This is a genomic window from Nodosilinea sp. LEGE 07088, assembly GCF_015207395.1.
Classification (GTDB): domain Bacteria; phylum Cyanobacteriota; class Cyanobacteriia; order Phormidesmidales; family Phormidesmidaceae; genus Nodosilinea.
In genome coordinates this window covers 29807-45874 of record NZ_JADEWX010000016.1, presented here as the reverse complement: position 1 = coordinate 45874, position 16068 = coordinate 29807, and the positions used below count along the sequence as shown (strand labels likewise).

Here is a 16068-nt window from a genome sequence, read left to right as displayed (position 1 = left end):
GGCTGATCTAGCCGGGGCAGAGGTATTTACAGTGCCGAAAGCGAGCTCTACTGCCTGTCTGGCGACACAGATTATGATGCGATCGCTTTATGATGCGATCGCTCAGGTCATCTGCAAGGCTGTCGTGATAGTCCAAGCATCGACCAGCAGTAGCAGCAGGGTAAAGCCCAGCAAAATGATATACATCCAGGGCTGAGCCAGTGGTTTAATATCCTGAGTATCAATGCCTGTGTAAGTCTCAACGATCTCTACTAAGCGAGCGAACCCGGCTACTCGCATCGGCAACAAATACGCCTGCTGGTCGCCGCCCACCAAGTAGTAAACGATCCCTCCTTGCCCCGTAGACCGGGGTTTTAGCGATCGCACCTGTGTCCAAGGCAAGCGCCAGCCGCCCCGCCACAGCCACCTCACCCAGGCTGGATAAGCCACCTCAATGCCACCACTATCCACCTCAACCCGCTGACTCAAGGCACCATAAAGCCCAGCCCAACCCAGCCCAATCGCGACGATGAGTCCAACTGGTGGTATTGCGGCCTGGGTAGCCTGGGCCAAAAACGGTAAGGGGCCCATCAACGCTAAGTACAGCAATAATAACGTCAGGCGAATTAACGACGAGATGTAAAAAACCTTGCGGGTTTCTGCAACATCTCCCATGGCCAAAGTAGTCGGAGGCAAAGACTCAGGCATAGCGCATCAAGGGAAAACATGGAACCGAGCAAAGTAAGGCATCAGCGCAGCTTAGAGCCCATTAGTAAAGCCTTTTAAGGTAAATATTTCTGCACGACCTGCCAGCCCGACAGACCCACAGCCATTAGCCCTAACCCCAACAGTCCATTTACGGTCAGGTGAAGCGATCGAGCCCAAGGGCGCTCTAACGCGATTCGGCTGGCACTCCAAGCTGAAGTCAGTACTAGAGCCACCACTAACAGACCAAACAGCAGGTGAATAGAGTGCCCGAGGCTACCATACTCGCCTAGGGTGCCGATCAGGCCGATCGCAAGCAACACCAGCACCAACATCACCATGGTTATGCCTAAGGCAATGTGAAGGGGACGCAGCCAAGCTGAGCGCTCAACGGTCTTAGATCGGGTATAAGACAAAACACTACCGGTAACAGCCAATAAGCTATAGCCAGTCAATGTCAGCCCCATTGACCAAGCCGCAATCCGCCAAAGCCACAAAAAAGAAGGTAGATTCACCATCCCTCCTGAATAGCACCAGCAAAACTTGATTGGCGACTCAGGAGCAGCAGGCTACCCACCCTCTGCAACACACCGATATTGAAACCCATACCCCAAATCCGAATACACTTGCCTTAATCTACCAGGCTAGCTAGCCGGAGAAACAGCCGCTACTGCAGAGGCATCGCCCAATGAGTCAGAAACTGGCTTCTCAAACATTGAAGGCTCCGGTGCATCTACTTCTAGGCGCTCACAGGGTATGCTATCAGACAAAATTGCGCTGGCCATCATGCCGGTATGAATCTCTAAAATCGCTCTTGGGACGGTTTCAAAGAGCAACCGCTGCCCTGGAAAAACGACTCGTTCAAAATACCAGTCTGAAACGTTTGTAATGCGGGCAATCTGAATTTTACTTGTTGCGTTTATGTAGCAACAGAGTATTTGGCTTTGCCCGTCAGATGGGAGGGGATCAAGGATTTGTGCCATTGATGCTCTACGGCAGTACTGCAAGAATCACTAGCAAAGCGTAACACCTTGCGATCCCCAGCTGTTGTAAAGGCGACTACCAACCCCTACAACGGCTTAATTATTCAGTACATTTAGCCATGGAACGTTACGATTCGCAATAGCCTCTGCCTAGATATCGCTTTAGGTGGTGCCCTTCTCGACCTCAGCCAGAGCGCAGGTAGAAACTTGCTATAGAGTTGTCTATGCAAACCGAGAGCCTGAACTACTTTTTTATACCATGGCAGACGGGATTTTTGTTGGCGATGATGGGGCCACCAGGATGTGACTATGAGGCTGACTCGGCTAGTACCGAAAGGCAGAAGGCAGAAGGCAGAACGAGAACCCAGGTCTCATAAGGGTTTCCGCGTGAGTAAACAGCTGAGTTATTTCCGCCTCAGAGTACTAGGAGCTGGATCCATGGAATAGGAAAAATTATGTGGTCAGACCTCGGAGTAGAAACAGATTTACCGACTTTCCCGGCCCAAGCCAAGGGACGGTGCTATCGTAAAGATATATATCAAGCCTGAGAAGTATGTCTCCTCCTACCGCCAGCCAGGCCCGCGTGCTCTACGTGCGACTACCCTGTAACCCTATCTTCCCCATCGGAGTAGTCTACTTAGCCGACCATGTTCATAAGCTGTTTCCAGCATTAGAACAGCGTATTTTTGATTTAGGAGCCGTTCCTCCCCTCGACTATGGGGCGGCCCTAGATCGCTGTATTGACGCATTTAAGCCCACGCTGCTGGTGTTCTCCTGGCGCGATATTCAGATTTTTGCGCCGGTAGGTGGTCGCGGCGGTAACCCCCTGCAAAATGCCTTTGAATTTTTCTACGCCCGCAATCTATTGCTCAAAGCCCGGGGTGCCCTGGGCGGTTTACGTATGGCTACGACCTATCTGGCCGAGCTGTGGCGTAACCAAGGGTTGATTAAGCGCGGGTTCAAGCGGGCCCAGCGCTACTGCCAAAACGTCACCACCGTAGTAGGGGGCGGTGCCGTCAGTGTGTTCTATGAGCAGCTCCACAATCGTCTGCCCAAAGGCACGATTATTTCTGTAGGCGAGGGAGAAATGCTGCTAGAGCGACTGCTGCGGGGAGAGGATTTCTCTGACCAGCGCTGCTACATCGCGGGAGAGACCACCCCGCGCGATCGCCTGATTCACGAAGAGCCTGCCCCGATCGAAAAAACCGCCTGTGACTACGATTACATCGAGAACATCTGGCCGGAGTTTGGCTATTACCTCCAAGATCAAGACTTCTATGTTGGGGTACAGACCAAGCGCGGCTGCCCGCACAACTGCTGCTACTGTATCTACACCGTCGTAGAGGGCAAACAGGTGCGCATTAACCCTGCCGCTGAGGTAGTAGCCGAGATGCAGCAGCTCTACAAACGGGGCGTGCGCAACTTTTGGTTTACCGATGCCCAGTTCATCCCCGCCCGACGCTTTATGCAGGACGCGGAGGAGCTGCTGCAAAAGATTCTCGATGCGGGCATGACCGATATTCACTGGGCCGCCTACATTCGCGCCGACAACCTCACGCCCAGGCTGTGTCAGCTGATGGCCGACACCGGCATGAACTACTTTGAGATTGGCATTACCAGCGGCTCCCAGGAGCTGGTACGGAAAATGCGCATGGGCTACAACCTGCGCACGGTGCTGCAAAACTGTAAAGATCTCAAGGCCGCCGGGTTTAACGACCTAGTGTCAGTCAACTACTCGTTTAATGTAATCGACGAGCGGCCCGAAACCATTCGACAAACGATTGCCTACCACCGCGCTCTAGAAGAGGTGTTTGGCCGCGACAAGGTCGAACCCGCCATTTTCTTTATCGGTCTGCAACCCCATACTCATCTGGAAGAGTACGCCTTCGACAAAAACATTCTCAAGCGCGACTACAACCCCCTCGATATCCATCTGCCCTGGGTCTCGAAGAAGCTGCTCTGGAACCCAGGGCCATTAGGAGCCTTTTTGGGCGAGGTGTGTCTGGAGGCCTGGCAGCGCAACCCCGACGACTTTGGCCGCGAGGTGATGGATATTCTTGAAGAGCGCCTGGGCCGTGCGCCCCTGGAAGAGGCCCTGAGTGCGCCTATCGAGGCTGAGCGTCGCCCTCTGGCAGCCGCCGTGGGATCATAACTGGTATAGCTAGCTGTTCAAGTCCAGCCCATGCCATAGACCTGGTCTGTCTAACTCAGCATCCCCCTAACGGGCTTGAGCTAACGCCAATCCTGCATGAGCCGACAATCCCAACGGCGGATGTCCGAGTTCATGGGCCGCTTCATCCCCATAGAGGGCGGCTAGGAGGGTTGCCGTATCGGTGCGATCCCACAGATCTGCCAACACCTGGCGTGTGTAGTGTAGATCATCTACCGCCAGGGTTGTCGTAGTTGTCATCGCCTGGCCCATAGCATAGGTTTCCTGGGCAATGCAGTCCCTCAGGGTTTGAGCATAGCCGTGCCGCTGAATATAGATAGCTCGGTAAATACAGCACAATACCTCAGCCTGAATTTGGTCTGGATCATACATTTCGCTGACCCAGAGAATAGTCGCTAGCCAGCCCCGCTGGTAGTAGGGTCGTTGGCGAAAGCGGTAGTCAAAGTCGGTCGTGTAGCGGTTTGTCCAGCCGCCTTGGAGATCGTCACAGACCACCAGAGTAACCTGGTAGTCGCCAGGGTCATCGGTGAGCTGGGCGGCAGCAGCGGCGGTGGCTGTAGCGGCGATCGCATCCCCATCCATCTCAATCAGCTCGTCCAAAAATGCTGGCACATGCGCCTTTGCCATCGGGTTCATTGCCATCAACGGCAGGGTAATATCGCCCCGGGAAGCATCAACTAGCGTACGCAGATACGTCTGAAAGCGATCGGGGCCCGGGGGCAGACGATACAGATCGCGCTGGAGGTTTAGCAGGGGTACATAGGTTAACCGCATCGAACCTGGCCTCAGGACTCAATCTGAATAGTGGGCTCACACAGTACTGGAAAATTCATCGACTTGGCGATAAAGCAGTTTTGGTGGGCCTGACTGTGCAGCTGAGTGGCCAGGGTGGCGTCGCTCTGAGAAGTAATGGTAACCACCGGGCGCAGTAAGACTTTAGAAAACTGCCCGCTGCCATCGCCCATTTCGACCATAGTGCCCAGGGGATAATCTACATAACCCGCAACGATTACCCCAGCGTCGGCACACAGGTGTAGGTACCACAGCATGTGGCAACTCGCCAGGGAGGCAACCAACAGCTCTTCGGGATTGTACTGGGTGGTGTCGCCGCGAAAAGCCGGATCGGCAGAGGCTGCGATCGGGGGCTTATTGGCACCGATAATGGTGTGGGTGCGATCGTAGGCGCTATAGCTCTTGGTTCCCTGGCCTGTGTTGCCAGTCCAGTGCACCTCTACCCGATAAAGGTGGTTTTTAGCTTTCTTCATATAAACCTCGCCAGTACAGCGCCCGTTGCTCCATGGTCTTCACGAATTCGTCTTTGCCGTCCATATAGCTGTCGATGTCATGGGGATATCGAACGGCTAGGGTTCGCTTTAGGTCGCTGTACTGCTGGGCACAGTCGGGGTGGGCCATCATAAAATCGCGAAAGGCCAGATGTCGCTCTATTTCTAGTGAACCCGTCTGATAGATATGTACGTGGTGAGTTCTATCCCCCTGGGCGTTGTCTTTGCGAAAGTAGCGCCGCTCGGGGAGGCCATATTCACCCATCACCTCATAGCCGAGGGTTTCCATAGCGGCATTACAGTCGCCAATCCGGACAATATCGTCGCCCTCTACCAGGATATCAATGACGGGCTTAGCGTAAATATTGGGAATAGCGGTGCTACCGATGTGGTGAATGTTGAGCACGTTATTCCCCAGGACGATGGCGACTCGGGCTGCTTCAGCTTTAAATTCTTGAGCCCACTGGAGGTCGGGGGGGCAAACCCGAACGTTTCTCATGGTCGCTATGGCGTGGCTCTAGACGCTGCCGAGATTACTCAAGTTTTTCACCCTGAGAGCAAGGGACGATAGCTATTGTCGTGCATTACCCGGCAAATTTACGGCTCTAGCAAAAAAGAGCTCCCCGGAGGAAACTCTTTCTGCTAACTAGGTCCATGAGATAGACCTAGGATAAAGCCTGAGACTTAGTTCTCTAGGATGACCTTAGCTACCATGCCAGCGCCACGGTGGGGAGCGCAGTAATAGGTGTAGGTACCAGCAGGCATATCGCTGGTAAAGGTGGTGGCATAGTTCTCGCCGGGGGCAAAGGTCAGTTGGCTATGGGAAATGCTGTCAGCCAGCGCTTTGTCACCGGGCACGTTAGCCGCATCAAAGATGACATTGTGGGGAGCCATCTTATTGTTGACCCAGGTTACAGTGTCACCAGGCTTAACGGTGACGGTGCTGGGTTCAAATACCAGCAAACCTGCATCAGACCCCATTTTGACATCATAGTTGGTGGCGGCAGCGGGGGTAGCGGCCAGGGTCAGCGTACCCACAACCAGCAGAGCCGACAATAAAACAAGACCCAAACGCTGGGCGGCGCGAATTACACGTTGCATATCTACCTCTAAAGCTCGTATCTCCAGTTCAATCAAATGGGCTGCGATTAAACAACCCCCCTATGGCATATTACCTGCTTTGTGAAGCATCTTGAGGCTAAAACCTCAGAGTAATTGCCGCTTTATTCAGCGCTCGCAGCATTTTTCCGGCGATCAGCCGTCGCAAGCGCTATCCTTTCCTCGCTGGGAAGCAAACTTCAGCCTAGCTCACCGACGGGGCTGAGAAGCGTGTCTTACCCGCACCCCACATATCACCAATCACCTTCGGCTGAAGCAAAATGTGGCCAGAAATTGCCACCAGGTCTTCTTCAGTCAGACTACGCATTTTGGGGAAAAGATCGGCACTCTTCTTGGCGGGATGCACCTGGGAAATATCAGTCAGGCCATCATAGGTCATGGGCTCTTTCAGGTATGCCACCAGGGATTCAATGTTATCCCGGGGGGGCAAAGCACCCTGCAAAGAGTCTGGGTCAAGACCGACGGTGGGGTTGGTCTTGGTAATGCCTCCAACGTGGCAGGTGCCACAGGCGTAGTTAAACTGACGACGACCTCGGGTAACCTGCTCCAGGGAAAGCACAACGGTATCCCCTTCAGGATTGAGCTGCACCGTACGGGTGGCCTCATCTAGCTCAGCCGCGACAGCGTCTCCCATTACCAGGTGGCCGACAAAGAAGAGTGCGACCGCAACTAGCCAAATGCATCTCTTCAACATGGTTCTCCTCGAATGTATAGGGCTTGGGTATGAAATCAACACAGCTAACTCAACGGAGCGAACCCCGTCGAATCGTTCTCGTAATGTCTATCATGCCACCGAAGGGGGCCATTCCCAAGGTTTTGCCGTTATAAATCAGCCACGATGTGAGCTGCTCCTACGGTATTCAGGCCATTTGACCAGTTGGTGTGGCCATCTAAATGAACCAGTGATGCGACGGGCTGATGCAGACGAATGAGTTGCGCCAGGGTCTGCTTGAGTTGGGTACGGGGCACAATAATGTCGACAAAACCATGGGCACGCAGGTACTCAGCGGTTTGAAAGTCGTCGGGCAGTTTTTCTCGCAGGGTCTGCTCGACAACGCGGCGACCGGCAAATCCTATCGTGGCCTTAGGTTCGGCCAAAATGATATCGCCTAGCATCGCAAAGCTAGCGGTAACGCCACCGGTGGTGGGATGGGTGAGCACAGGCATGTAAAGTAATTTAGCGGTCTGATGCTGCTGCAGGGCGCCAGAAATCTTGGCCATCTGCATCAGGCTGAGCATGCCTTCCTGCATCCGGGCCCCACCGGAGGCACAGACAATAATCACCGGTCGCCCTGTGGCAGTGCCTTGCTCGATCAGGCGGGTCAGCTTTTCGCCGACTACCGACCCCATGCTGCCCCCCATGAAGCGAAAGTCCATCACGCCGAGGGCAATGGGCAGACCATCGAGGTTGCCGAGGCCCGTTTGGACTGCATCGGTCAGACTGGTCTTGGCCTGGGTTTCGCGTAGGCGATCGCCGTAGGCCTTACGATCTTTAAACTGTAGCGGGTCTTGGGGTTGAACATTGGTATCGAGGGGCTGCCAAGTGTTGGCATCGATGAGTTGGCGGATGCGCTCATCGCTAAAAATGCGATGGTGGTGACCGCAGTCGCCACAGACCCACTGATTGATACGCAAGTCTTTGGTGTACGTGAGTACATCACAGTGCTCACATTTAGTCCACAGACCATCAGCGATTTCCCGCTCCTGGCGGTCTTCACTAATGGGGCCAGACTTTCGACGATTGGCAAACCAGTCAAACAGAGACATGCTTAGTGCGTGGGCTCAACGGCGGGGGAACAACCAAAAGTGTTCGCTTTGAACACAACATTCATCCTAGCGGGTTTGCTCCGTCTGCGATAGATCGGCGGAGTCGGGGGTAAGGCAATATCCCTTGACGGCGTTCATCATGGTGGCGCCACAAAAATCAGTGTCTTTGGTGGTTACTCCCTCAAGGCGGGCATACCGCAGGTTAGCGCCCCTCAGATCGGCGCCGTCTAGTTTGACCGCCTTGAGCGTGGCCCAGCGGAGGTCTGCATTTTGCAGGTTGGTCTGGCGCAAATCGAGCCCTGCGAGGTCAACGCCTGTGAGGTCGCAGTTGGGGCAGCGGCGGGTCAGCTGCAGTTGCCATACTCGCCAGACAGTATCGGCGTGGAGAGCACCCCAAACCATCGCAGTCATAATTAGCAGCCTCAGCAGTTTGAGCATAGTGGGGCACCAAAATCTATTCGGTTAGCTGGTATTGAGCTGTCATGGGTGGGGGGCAGGGTTACTTGGTGGTCATGATATGGACACCATCCCAGTCTTCTGGGGGAGGCTGTATCAGGTATTGTCGGGCACGGCTCAAATGCACGGCCACGGCTTTATCGTTGGGGCGCATTTGCTGGGCCTGCTCAAACAGCCCCAAAGCCTGCTCAAATTGCATCGCGGTGTAGGCACCACGGGCCTTGGCGTAGAGTTCGAGAAAGGCTTCGGTATCAGCAGGCAAAGGGGTCTCGCGCTTGTCGATCAGTTCGTAGATATTGACAGCTTGCTGCTTGCCTTTTACCTGGGTGCGATCGAGCTCGCGCACCCAAATCTTGTCTGAGCAGAGGGCGTAGGTATACTCGCTAATAATGATGTCGCAGCCATACTCTTTGGTGACCCCCTCTAGGCGCGAACTCAGGTTGACCCCGTCCCCAATGGCGGTGTACTCCATCTTGCGCTGGGATCCAATGTTGCCGGAGACCACATCGCCAGAGCTAATGCCAATACCAATGCGAATCTCGGGTTGGCCCAGATCGAGACGTTCCAGGTTGAACTGGGCTAGCCGTCGGCGCATATCAAGGGCACTCTGAACCGCTACCCAGGCGTGATTACTGAGCGGTAGAGGGGCACCAAACACCGCCATCAATGCATCGCCAATAAACTTGTCGAGGGTGCCCTCAAAGTTAAATACCGCCTCCACCATGGTTTCAAAGTAGGCGTTGAGCATTTCAACCACTTTGTCAGCTTCTAACCCTTCGGTTAGGGTCGTGTAGCCGCGAATGTCTGAAAACAGCACGGTGACATCTTTCCGTTCACCTTTCATCAGCAGATCGTCGCCGCTGGCCATCACCTGCTCGGCCACTCCGGGGGTCATGTAGCGATAGAGAGTACTCTTCATGCGCTTCTCTTGACTGATGTCTTCGAGGACGATGAGGCCGCCGCGCACCCTGCCTTCGGGGTTAGTCAACGGGTTGACGGTGAGGTTAATGCTGCGCTCGATGCGCTGCACTACAGCTGCGGGAACCGGGGGTACGGTCAGGTCACCCCAAGGATAGTAGACATCGGGGTTATCGGGATCCGGTAGGGCCAACTCCGCGATGGGGTCTAGGTTAGTGCCGGGGCCGGGGGCAATGGCCACTCGCAAGCTTTGTTCGGGTACGTAGTGACGGGCCCCGTTGCTGAGGCTGTCTTCGAGGCGCGATTGTAAGTTGTCAATGGGGATCACCCCAGACACCAAGCGGTGCAGCAGGGTCGTCTGCCAGCGATCGCGGATAGTGCGGCTGTGATCGGCATCTTCGGGGCAACCGATCAGCTCTAAGGCCGCATCGTTAATGGTGACAATGCGGCCTTCCATATCGGTGGAGATCACGGCATCCGAAAGGCTCTGGAGAATATCCTTTTGATACTGCTTTTCGACCAGCACGCTCTCAAACAGCTTGGCATTTTCTAGGGCTACCCCGGCCTGAATGTTGAAGGCCCGCATAAAGGCTTCGTCAGAGGTCGTGAAGGTACCCTGGGCCTTATTGATCAGCTGGGTGACGGCAATCAGTCTGCCGCCCGAATCGAACACGGGCATACAGAGGATGGTGCGGGTGAGGTAGCCCGTGCGCTTATCGGCATCGGGGTTGAAGCGTACATCCTGGTAGGCATCGGGAATATTCAGTAGCTCACCCGTGGTGGCGACGTGGCCCACAATGCCGCTGTTAATTGGATTGCGCAACTCCAGCATCGATTTGCCATCGCCAGATTTCACCTTCGACCAGAGGTCGCCGCTCTCTTCGTCAATCAGCCAGAGGGTACTGCGATCGGCTTGCATCAGCTGACGGGCCTCTTCCATCACCGATTGCAGCGTTTTCTCCAGATCTAAACTCTGCTCCAGGGAAGAAATCGCCTTCAGTAGGGCCGCGACGCCCTTCTGGTTGCGGGCGGCGACATAAAACGAGTTACAGCTTTCGAGAATGACGCCTAGGGATTCAGCGAATTCTTTAAAGTGCTGCTCGTCGTCGGCATCAAAGGTACTGTGGTTGAGCTTATTGAGCAGCTGCACCACAGCCACAATATTGTTGGTTTTTTTGCTCAGTACCGGCATGCAGAGAATGCTGCGGGTACGATAGCCCGTTTTCTGATCGTAGGTGGAATCAAAGCGATCGTCGGCGTAGGCGTCGGGAATATTCAGCGGCAGCACGTGGGTGGCGACGTACCCAGAGATACCTTTGCCCATGGGAACGCGAATCTCCAGGGGGCGCTCTCCATCACCCTGGGCAATTTTCGACCATAGCTCCTGCTTTTCTGGATCCACCATGAAGATGGTGGTGCGCTCAGCCTGAAGAATTTGACCGATTTTAAGGGTAAAAGCCTCTAAAATTTGCTCTAGCATGATCTCCAACGATTCGTTGTTGATCATGTCGATGGCGCGCAAAAAATGCTCAAACTCTGCCGTGATCTGATCCAGCAGACTGATGAACTGCGGGGTAGGCAGATCGCGCACTCGGCGAGTGAGTGAACTATTTTGGGTGGTCAAAGACAGCGCTGTAATCATGCTGCGATGGTCTAAGACCGGTCCGGCGGGGCCATCGATCTGAGTTGTCATAGAAACCCTACTCAAGCGTGGCAGATGATAACAAAAGCAGTGGGCACAGTCAGCTGCCTAGATTCAGTGTGGGAGAGAAAAAACCTCTCTGGGCCAACACCCCACCCAGTGTTGCCGAGCCCAGCTTTTCTCTACTTTAATCGTATATCTCAGCGCCTAGGACATAACGTTGCGATTTGCACAAAATGCCCGCTCCCAGCCATGACATAGCATACCCAGTTGTCTATGGTAGAGATGCGATCGCGCCCAAGGAGTCGGCCAAGAAGGTCATCACCTCAGCCCAGGCGGCATCGGTGGCCGCAGCATCGTAGCGATAGCCATCGTCGCGCATAAACGTATGATTGGCCGCATACATCAGAGTTTTGTAGTCTACGCCGGCGGCCGTCAAAGCGGCCACAATGGTCTCTCGCCCCTCCGGGGGTACGTGGGGATCTTGATCGCCAAAGATCAGGAGCAAGCGAGCGGTGATTTCGCCGAGGCGCTCTAGGGTATCGGCTCGGTCTCGCCCCAGCTTGCCGCTGTGGATACCCGTGGGATAACAGCACACGGCTGCCCGAATGATAGGATTCAGGGCTGCCCGACAGGCCAAATGGCCGCCAATACAAAAGCCCAGGCTACCCAGTTGGCCATCGGCTATGGTTGCAGACGCTTGCAGCCAGGCCAACGCGGCCTGGATATCGGCATCATAGTGGGTAATGGCGGTACGGAGAGCGGCATCATTACCCCGTAACCGCCCCAGATCGTTGGGCTCAATAACGGTGCCAATTGGCTCTAGGCGGTGGAAGATTTCGGGGGCTGCGACCACATAGCCATAGCTGGCTAGGCGATCGGCCAGGCGCAAAATTGGGCCACCCAGCTGATAAATATCTGAATAAAACAAAATGCCGGGGTACTGGCCGGGAGCCACTGGCTCGGCCACATAAAGCCGCATCAGGCTGTCGTCAACGGTGAGGCCCACTTCTCGGCGTTGAATTTGCACGGGGCACCTCTAGAAGATTGCTCAACCAGGCATAGACAGAATTTATCGAGTGAACCGGGCCAGCCGAGATCATGATTTAACTTGGCCCCTAAAACCCGTTGCCCCTAAATCCCATTGATTATGAAGCATCTTTTTCTATGGTGAAGGATAGTCTGATAAACAAACGGTGATTCAGAATACCAGCACTGGCTATGACAACATTTTTTGCCCCCGACTCTACCCTGCAAGCAACGCTAGATCACATCGTTGAGCAAGTACGGGCCGAGTTTTCCCTCACCCCGACCCAGATGGCCATTACCTGGGTTGTCTACGACCCACCCTACATCACCAATACTGGCGGAGCCTTGAGCGCAGACGCTTTCTGGCAGCAGCGTCCACGGGGGGCTAGTTATCGAGGAGTAGAGCTGATCTATCCAGCCAGCGTGGTGAAGTTGTTTTATTTAGTGGCTGCCCACGAGTGGTTAGAGCAAGGCATGGTAGCGCCTGCAGTCGAGCTAGACCGAGCCTTGATGGACATGATTGTGGACTCTAGTAACGATGCCACCTCCCTGGTGATAGATATCCTCAGCGGCACCACCAGTGGCCCGGATCTACCGGCTGGCCCCTATGCCACCTGGTGCTACCAGCGCAACATTATCAATCGCTTCTTTCAGTCATTGCAGTGGCCAGAACTGGTGGGCACCAATATGAACCAAAAGCCCTGGGGTGATGGCCCCTATGGCCGCGAGCGAGCCTTTGTGGGTGAGCACTACGAAAACCGCAACTACCTCACCACTAACGCGGTAGCCCGGCTAGTCCACAGTATTGCCGGGGGAGTGGCGGTATCGGCAGCGCGATCGCAGACCATGCTCTCCGTTATGCAGCGTGATCTAGCCGCTGCTCCCCCAGAGCCTGGCGCAGAAAATCAAGTCGCTGGCTGCTTAGGCGCAGGGTTGCCCATGGGCACTCGACTCTATTCAAAAGCAGGCTACACCAGCAAAGTACGCCACGATGCCGCTTATTTTGAGCTGGTCGATGGCCCACCGGGGATACTCGTAATATTTACGGAAGGCAGTCAGCGTGCCACTAAGCCGCTCATATTGCCGCGCTGTGCAGAGCTAATCAGCTCATCCATGGAGAATCTCTCTCCCTCGACAGGGTTGCACTGAGGGCAGTCGTTTCCTCCAGCATAGGAGAATGTTGCCAATACAGCCTCGCCCTAAAGGGTAGAGGTGGTACAATCTTGCAAACTTTCACAGTATGACTGTGGTGTGTGAGTCTGCGCTCGGACAGAGGTTGGATTTGATCTTTGAATAGTATTTTTATTCAACCGTCGAGCTTCAGCTGTAAGGCAGGTTTACCTTGGCTGCGAAGCTGATAAAGCCCAACTGTATAAACCCTGAGGAGTGAACGAAAACATGACGTACTCTAAGCAATTTTCCCTAGCCTTAAGCTTAGTAGCAGCGGCGGGCATGGCCACCCCTGCATTGGCTAATGATCAGCTAAGCGGGCTAGACCTCGCCCCCAGTGACCTCACCATAGCAGAGAGCACTCCAGCGGCTGTGGTTGAACCGGCTGAGGCTGTTGGTGTTGAGTCTGCCACTCTCGAAGCCGCCCCAATTGACCAGGCGACTGCCACTGAAGCAGGGCTGCTGGGGCTGCCTGAGGCCACCCCTGCAAACGCTGACAATGTATCCAATGACGTATTTTACTCGACAGATATTGAATCAGTGCTACTCGCAGCTACCGTGGAGGCTGCCCCGGAGGCTAACGATGCGATCGATCTAGCCCAGACTACTCGCTCGGCCTATCAAATCACCCCTGCGTACCTGGGTATCGGTGGCAATATTGGTATTGGTAACCGTGGCCAAAGCGGTATATCGAGCTTTGGATTCAACGTCATTAGCAAAATTTCCTTGGGTCCCCGCTTCTCCCTACGTCCTGGTGTTACCATTACCAACGATCGCTCTAGCTTCACCATTCCACTCACCTATAACTTCAATACCCTTAGTGTTAAGGGCTTTCGTGCCCAGCCCTATGTAGGGGCCGGGGTTGACGTTCCGACTAGCGGCGATGTGGGGCTAATGCTCAATGCTGGAGCTGATGTTCCTATTTCCCGCGACTTCACCCTCAACGGTGTCGCTAACGTTCGCGTTACCAGTGGTTTTGCCATGGGCATCTCCCTGGGTGTGGGCTACAACTTTCCTTTCATTTTTGAATAAACCTGAATTGGGACAAGCCTGCTGAGGCATTCCGGGGGCAGCATTAACCTTGAAGGGGAGCATGGTAGCCATGTTCCCCTTTCGTTTTGGTTCAGTCGATGATCTCAATCGATCCTGCTGGGTTGCCTGGGCATGCTGAGGCAAAGATGCGGGGAATCTGCCATGGCTCAGCCGCCTGTAGTCTGGGGCGATGTACGTCAAGCGTTTCAAGATATTTGGGGATATTCAGGCTTTCGCCCGCCCCAGGATGCCATTGTCAAGGCTTTGCTAGAGCACCGCGATGTGCTGGTCGTGCTGCCCACCGGAGGCGGCAAGTCGATTTGTTTTCAGCTACCTGCCCTGCTGCAAACTGGGTTGACCCTGGTGGTGTCTCCCCTGGTGGCACTGATGGAAAATCAGGTACAAGAGTTGCGGGCCAAAGCTCTGCCTGCGGCTACCCTCCACAGCCAGCTACCACCCCCCCAGCGCCACCAAACCCTGCGGGATCTGGAACAACAGCAACTGCGTCTACTCTACGTCTCCCCTGAGACCTTACTCAGTCCACCCGTATGGGAACGCCTCTGCCAGCCTGAGCTCAAACTCAACGGACTGATTTTGGATGAAGCCCACTGCCTGGTGCAGTGGGGAGAAACCTTTCGCCCGGCCTATCGGCGGTTAGGGGCGGTACGTTCAGCGCTGTTGGCCTGTCGTTCCCCAGGCGACACGCTCCCCATTGCCGCCTTTACCGCCACCGCTGATCCCGAGGCTCAGCGGGTTTTAAAGGAGGTGCTGCAACTCCAGTCGCCCCAAGTCGTGCGCCTTACCCCCCATCGCCCCAACCTCGATCTCAGCGTTAAATCTGTGGTGAGCGTTGGCCAACGGAAAGGGGCACTCCAGCGCTATTTACAAAACCACCCTTACCAGGCTGGGCTGGTTTACGTGCGCACTCGCAAAGACAGCGAAGCGCTGGCTGAACAGTTGGCCAGTCAGTATCGAGTGGCGCCCTACCACGCTGGCTTGAGTAGCCGCGATCGCCGCCGCATAGAAGCCGATTGGATGGACGATCGGCTTCAGTTTGTGGTCTGCACCTCGGCCTTTGGCATGGGGATCAGTAAATCAAACACGCGCTGGGTCGTGCACTATCAGGCCCCCTGCACGATTACCGAGTATGTGCAGGAGGTCGGGCGAGCTGGTCGCGACGGTAACGCAGCTGAGGCCCTCACCCTGGTCAGTGAGCCGACTGGCTGGCTGGATCCAGGCGATCGCCAGCGGGCTAAATTCTTTGATGCTCAAACCCAAACGCTGAGGCAAAAAGCCCAGGGGCTGGTTCGCCATATTCCGCCTGAGGGCGATGTTCGCGATATCAGCCAGCGATTTGACCACGGCGCTATTTCTCTGTCATGGCTACACAGTGTTGGGCAGCTAGAGTGGGTGAGTCCTTTTCATTATCGGCTGACAGCTAATACCTCAGGGGTTTCAACATTACAGGCGTCGGCCAGCCAGCAGATGCATCGGTATCTGCACAGTCGTCAGTGTCGCTGGCAGGGGTTGTTAACGGCCTTTGGCTTTCGCACCGAAGCCCAGCGTCTGGGCACTTGTGGGCATTGTGATAATTGCCAGAGGCGTCGCCCATCTACTGCCCCGAGCGATCGCGTTGCCAGTCGATGAACTAAAGCCTTCCCAGCACGTCTTATACCAAATCCTGCCTGAATCCCCCCGGTTTGTCGGGGCATAGCATGCTATGTCCCGACGGGGTTCCTGATGGTGAATCAGGGTTCCCCAAATCGGATTTCGTATTACAAACCGGCCCATAACCATTTGTGTACTCTACAGAGG

The 16068-nt window shown here is 54.9% G+C and carries 16 protein-coding genes; 4 read left to right on the top strand and 12 right to left on the bottom strand.

Annotation, left to right across the window (positions count from 1 at the left end; all coding sequences use genetic code 11):
* Positions 1-102: 102 nt before the first annotated feature.
* The 3 genes from IQ254_RS06440 to IQ254_RS06430 all read right to left on the bottom strand — a co-directional run bounded on the left by IQ254_RS06440 (position 103) and on the right by IQ254_RS06430 (position 1667).
* Positions 103-687: a hypothetical protein gene (locus tag IQ254_RS06440; RefSeq protein WP_228040248.1), complete on the bottom strand. Its 585-nt coding sequence runs from the start codon at positions 685-687 to the stop codon at positions 103-105.
* A 74-nt stretch (positions 688-761) separates the two neighbouring features.
* Positions 762-1199 carry a DUF4079 domain-containing protein gene (locus IQ254_RS06435; RefSeq protein WP_193965367.1) on the bottom strand — a complete coding sequence of 146 codons (438 nt, stop codon included), beginning with the start codon at positions 1197-1199 and terminating at the stop codon, positions 762-764.
* 129 nt (positions 1200-1328) lie between these two features.
* Entirely contained in the window at positions 1329-1667 is a 339-nt protein-coding gene (locus tag IQ254_RS06430) for a DUF1830 domain-containing protein (protein ID WP_193965348.1), read from the bottom strand.
* Positions 1668-2220: 553 nt separating this feature from the next.
* Here IQ254_RS06430 and IQ254_RS06425 point away from each other — a divergent pair.
* Entirely contained in the window at positions 2221-3819 is a 1599-nt protein-coding gene (locus IQ254_RS06425) for a photosystem II high light acclimation radical SAM protein (RefSeq protein WP_193965347.1), read from the top strand.
* A 66-nt stretch (positions 3820-3885) separates the two neighbouring features.
* Here the strand turns inward: IQ254_RS06425 and IQ254_RS06420 are convergent, their stop codons facing one another.
* The 9 genes from IQ254_RS06420 to IQ254_RS06380 form a co-directional block, all read right to left on the bottom strand.
* Positions 3886-4611, bottom strand: a complete 726-nt coding sequence (locus IQ254_RS06420) for a hypothetical protein (protein ID WP_193965346.1) — start codon at positions 4609-4611, stop codon at positions 3886-3888.
* Between the two features lie 11 nt (positions 4612-4622).
* The gene (locus IQ254_RS06415; RefSeq protein ID WP_193965345.1) at positions 4623-5102 is read right to left on the bottom strand and encodes an OsmC family protein; all 480 of its coding nucleotides are present in this window, start codon (positions 5100-5102) and stop codon (positions 4623-4625) included.
* Positions 5089-5619 carry a GrpB family protein gene (locus IQ254_RS06410; RefSeq protein WP_193965344.1) on the bottom strand — a complete coding sequence of 177 codons (531 nt, stop codon included), beginning with the start codon at positions 5617-5619 and terminating at the stop codon, positions 5089-5091. The genes IQ254_RS06415 and IQ254_RS06410 overlap by 14 nt, the downstream gene beginning before the upstream one ends.
* A 185-nt stretch (positions 5620-5804) precedes the next feature.
* Positions 5805-6221: a plastocyanin gene (gene petE / locus IQ254_RS06405; protein ID WP_193965343.1), complete on the bottom strand. Its 417-nt coding sequence runs from the start codon at positions 6219-6221 to the stop codon at positions 5805-5807.
* 202 nt (positions 6222-6423) lie between these two features.
* The gene (gene psbV / locus IQ254_RS06400; protein ID WP_193965342.1) at positions 6424-6933 is read right to left on the bottom strand and encodes a photosystem II cytochrome c-550; all 510 of its coding nucleotides are present in this window, start codon (positions 6931-6933) and stop codon (positions 6424-6426) included.
* A 128-nt stretch (positions 6934-7061) separates the two neighbouring features.
* Positions 7062-8006 carry an acetyl-CoA carboxylase, carboxyltransferase subunit beta gene (gene accD / locus IQ254_RS06395; RefSeq protein ID WP_193965341.1) on the bottom strand — a complete coding sequence of 315 codons (945 nt, stop codon included), beginning with the start codon at positions 8004-8006 and terminating at the stop codon, positions 7062-7064.
* Positions 8007-8072: 66 nt separating this feature from the next.
* A complete protein-coding gene (locus IQ254_RS06390) occupies positions 8073-8417 on the bottom strand; it encodes a pentapeptide repeat-containing protein (RefSeq protein WP_193965340.1) in 345 nt (114 codons plus the stop codon).
* An 88-nt stretch (positions 8418-8505) separates the two neighbouring features.
* A complete protein-coding gene (locus IQ254_RS06385) occupies positions 8506-11073 on the bottom strand; it encodes an adenylate/guanylate cyclase domain-containing protein (RefSeq protein ID WP_193965339.1) in 2568 nt (855 codons plus the stop codon).
* Positions 11074-11296: 223 nt separating this feature from the next.
* Positions 11297-12052: a dienelactone hydrolase family protein gene (locus tag IQ254_RS06380; RefSeq protein ID WP_193965338.1), complete on the bottom strand. Its 756-nt coding sequence runs from the start codon at positions 12050-12052 to the stop codon at positions 11297-11299.
* A 191-nt stretch (positions 12053-12243) separates the two neighbouring features.
* On the opposite strand from IQ254_RS06380, the gene IQ254_RS06375 reads away from it, so the two are divergent.
* The 3 genes from IQ254_RS06375 (at position 12244) to IQ254_RS06365 (ending at position 15900) form a co-directional block, all read left to right on the top strand.
* On the top strand, positions 12244-13200 hold the full coding sequence (locus IQ254_RS06375; RefSeq protein ID WP_193965337.1) for a serine hydrolase: 957 nt from the start codon (positions 12244-12246) through the stop codon (positions 13198-13200).
* A gap of 249 nt (positions 13201-13449) precedes the next feature.
* Positions 13450-14253, top strand: a complete 804-nt coding sequence (locus tag IQ254_RS06370; RefSeq protein WP_193965336.1) for a hypothetical protein — start codon at positions 13450-13452, stop codon at positions 14251-14253.
* Between the two features lie 162 nt (positions 14254-14415).
* Entirely contained in the window at positions 14416-15900 is a 1485-nt protein-coding gene (locus IQ254_RS06365) for an ATP-dependent DNA helicase RecQ (RefSeq protein WP_193965335.1), read from the top strand.
* Positions 15901-16068 lie beyond the last annotated feature (168 nt).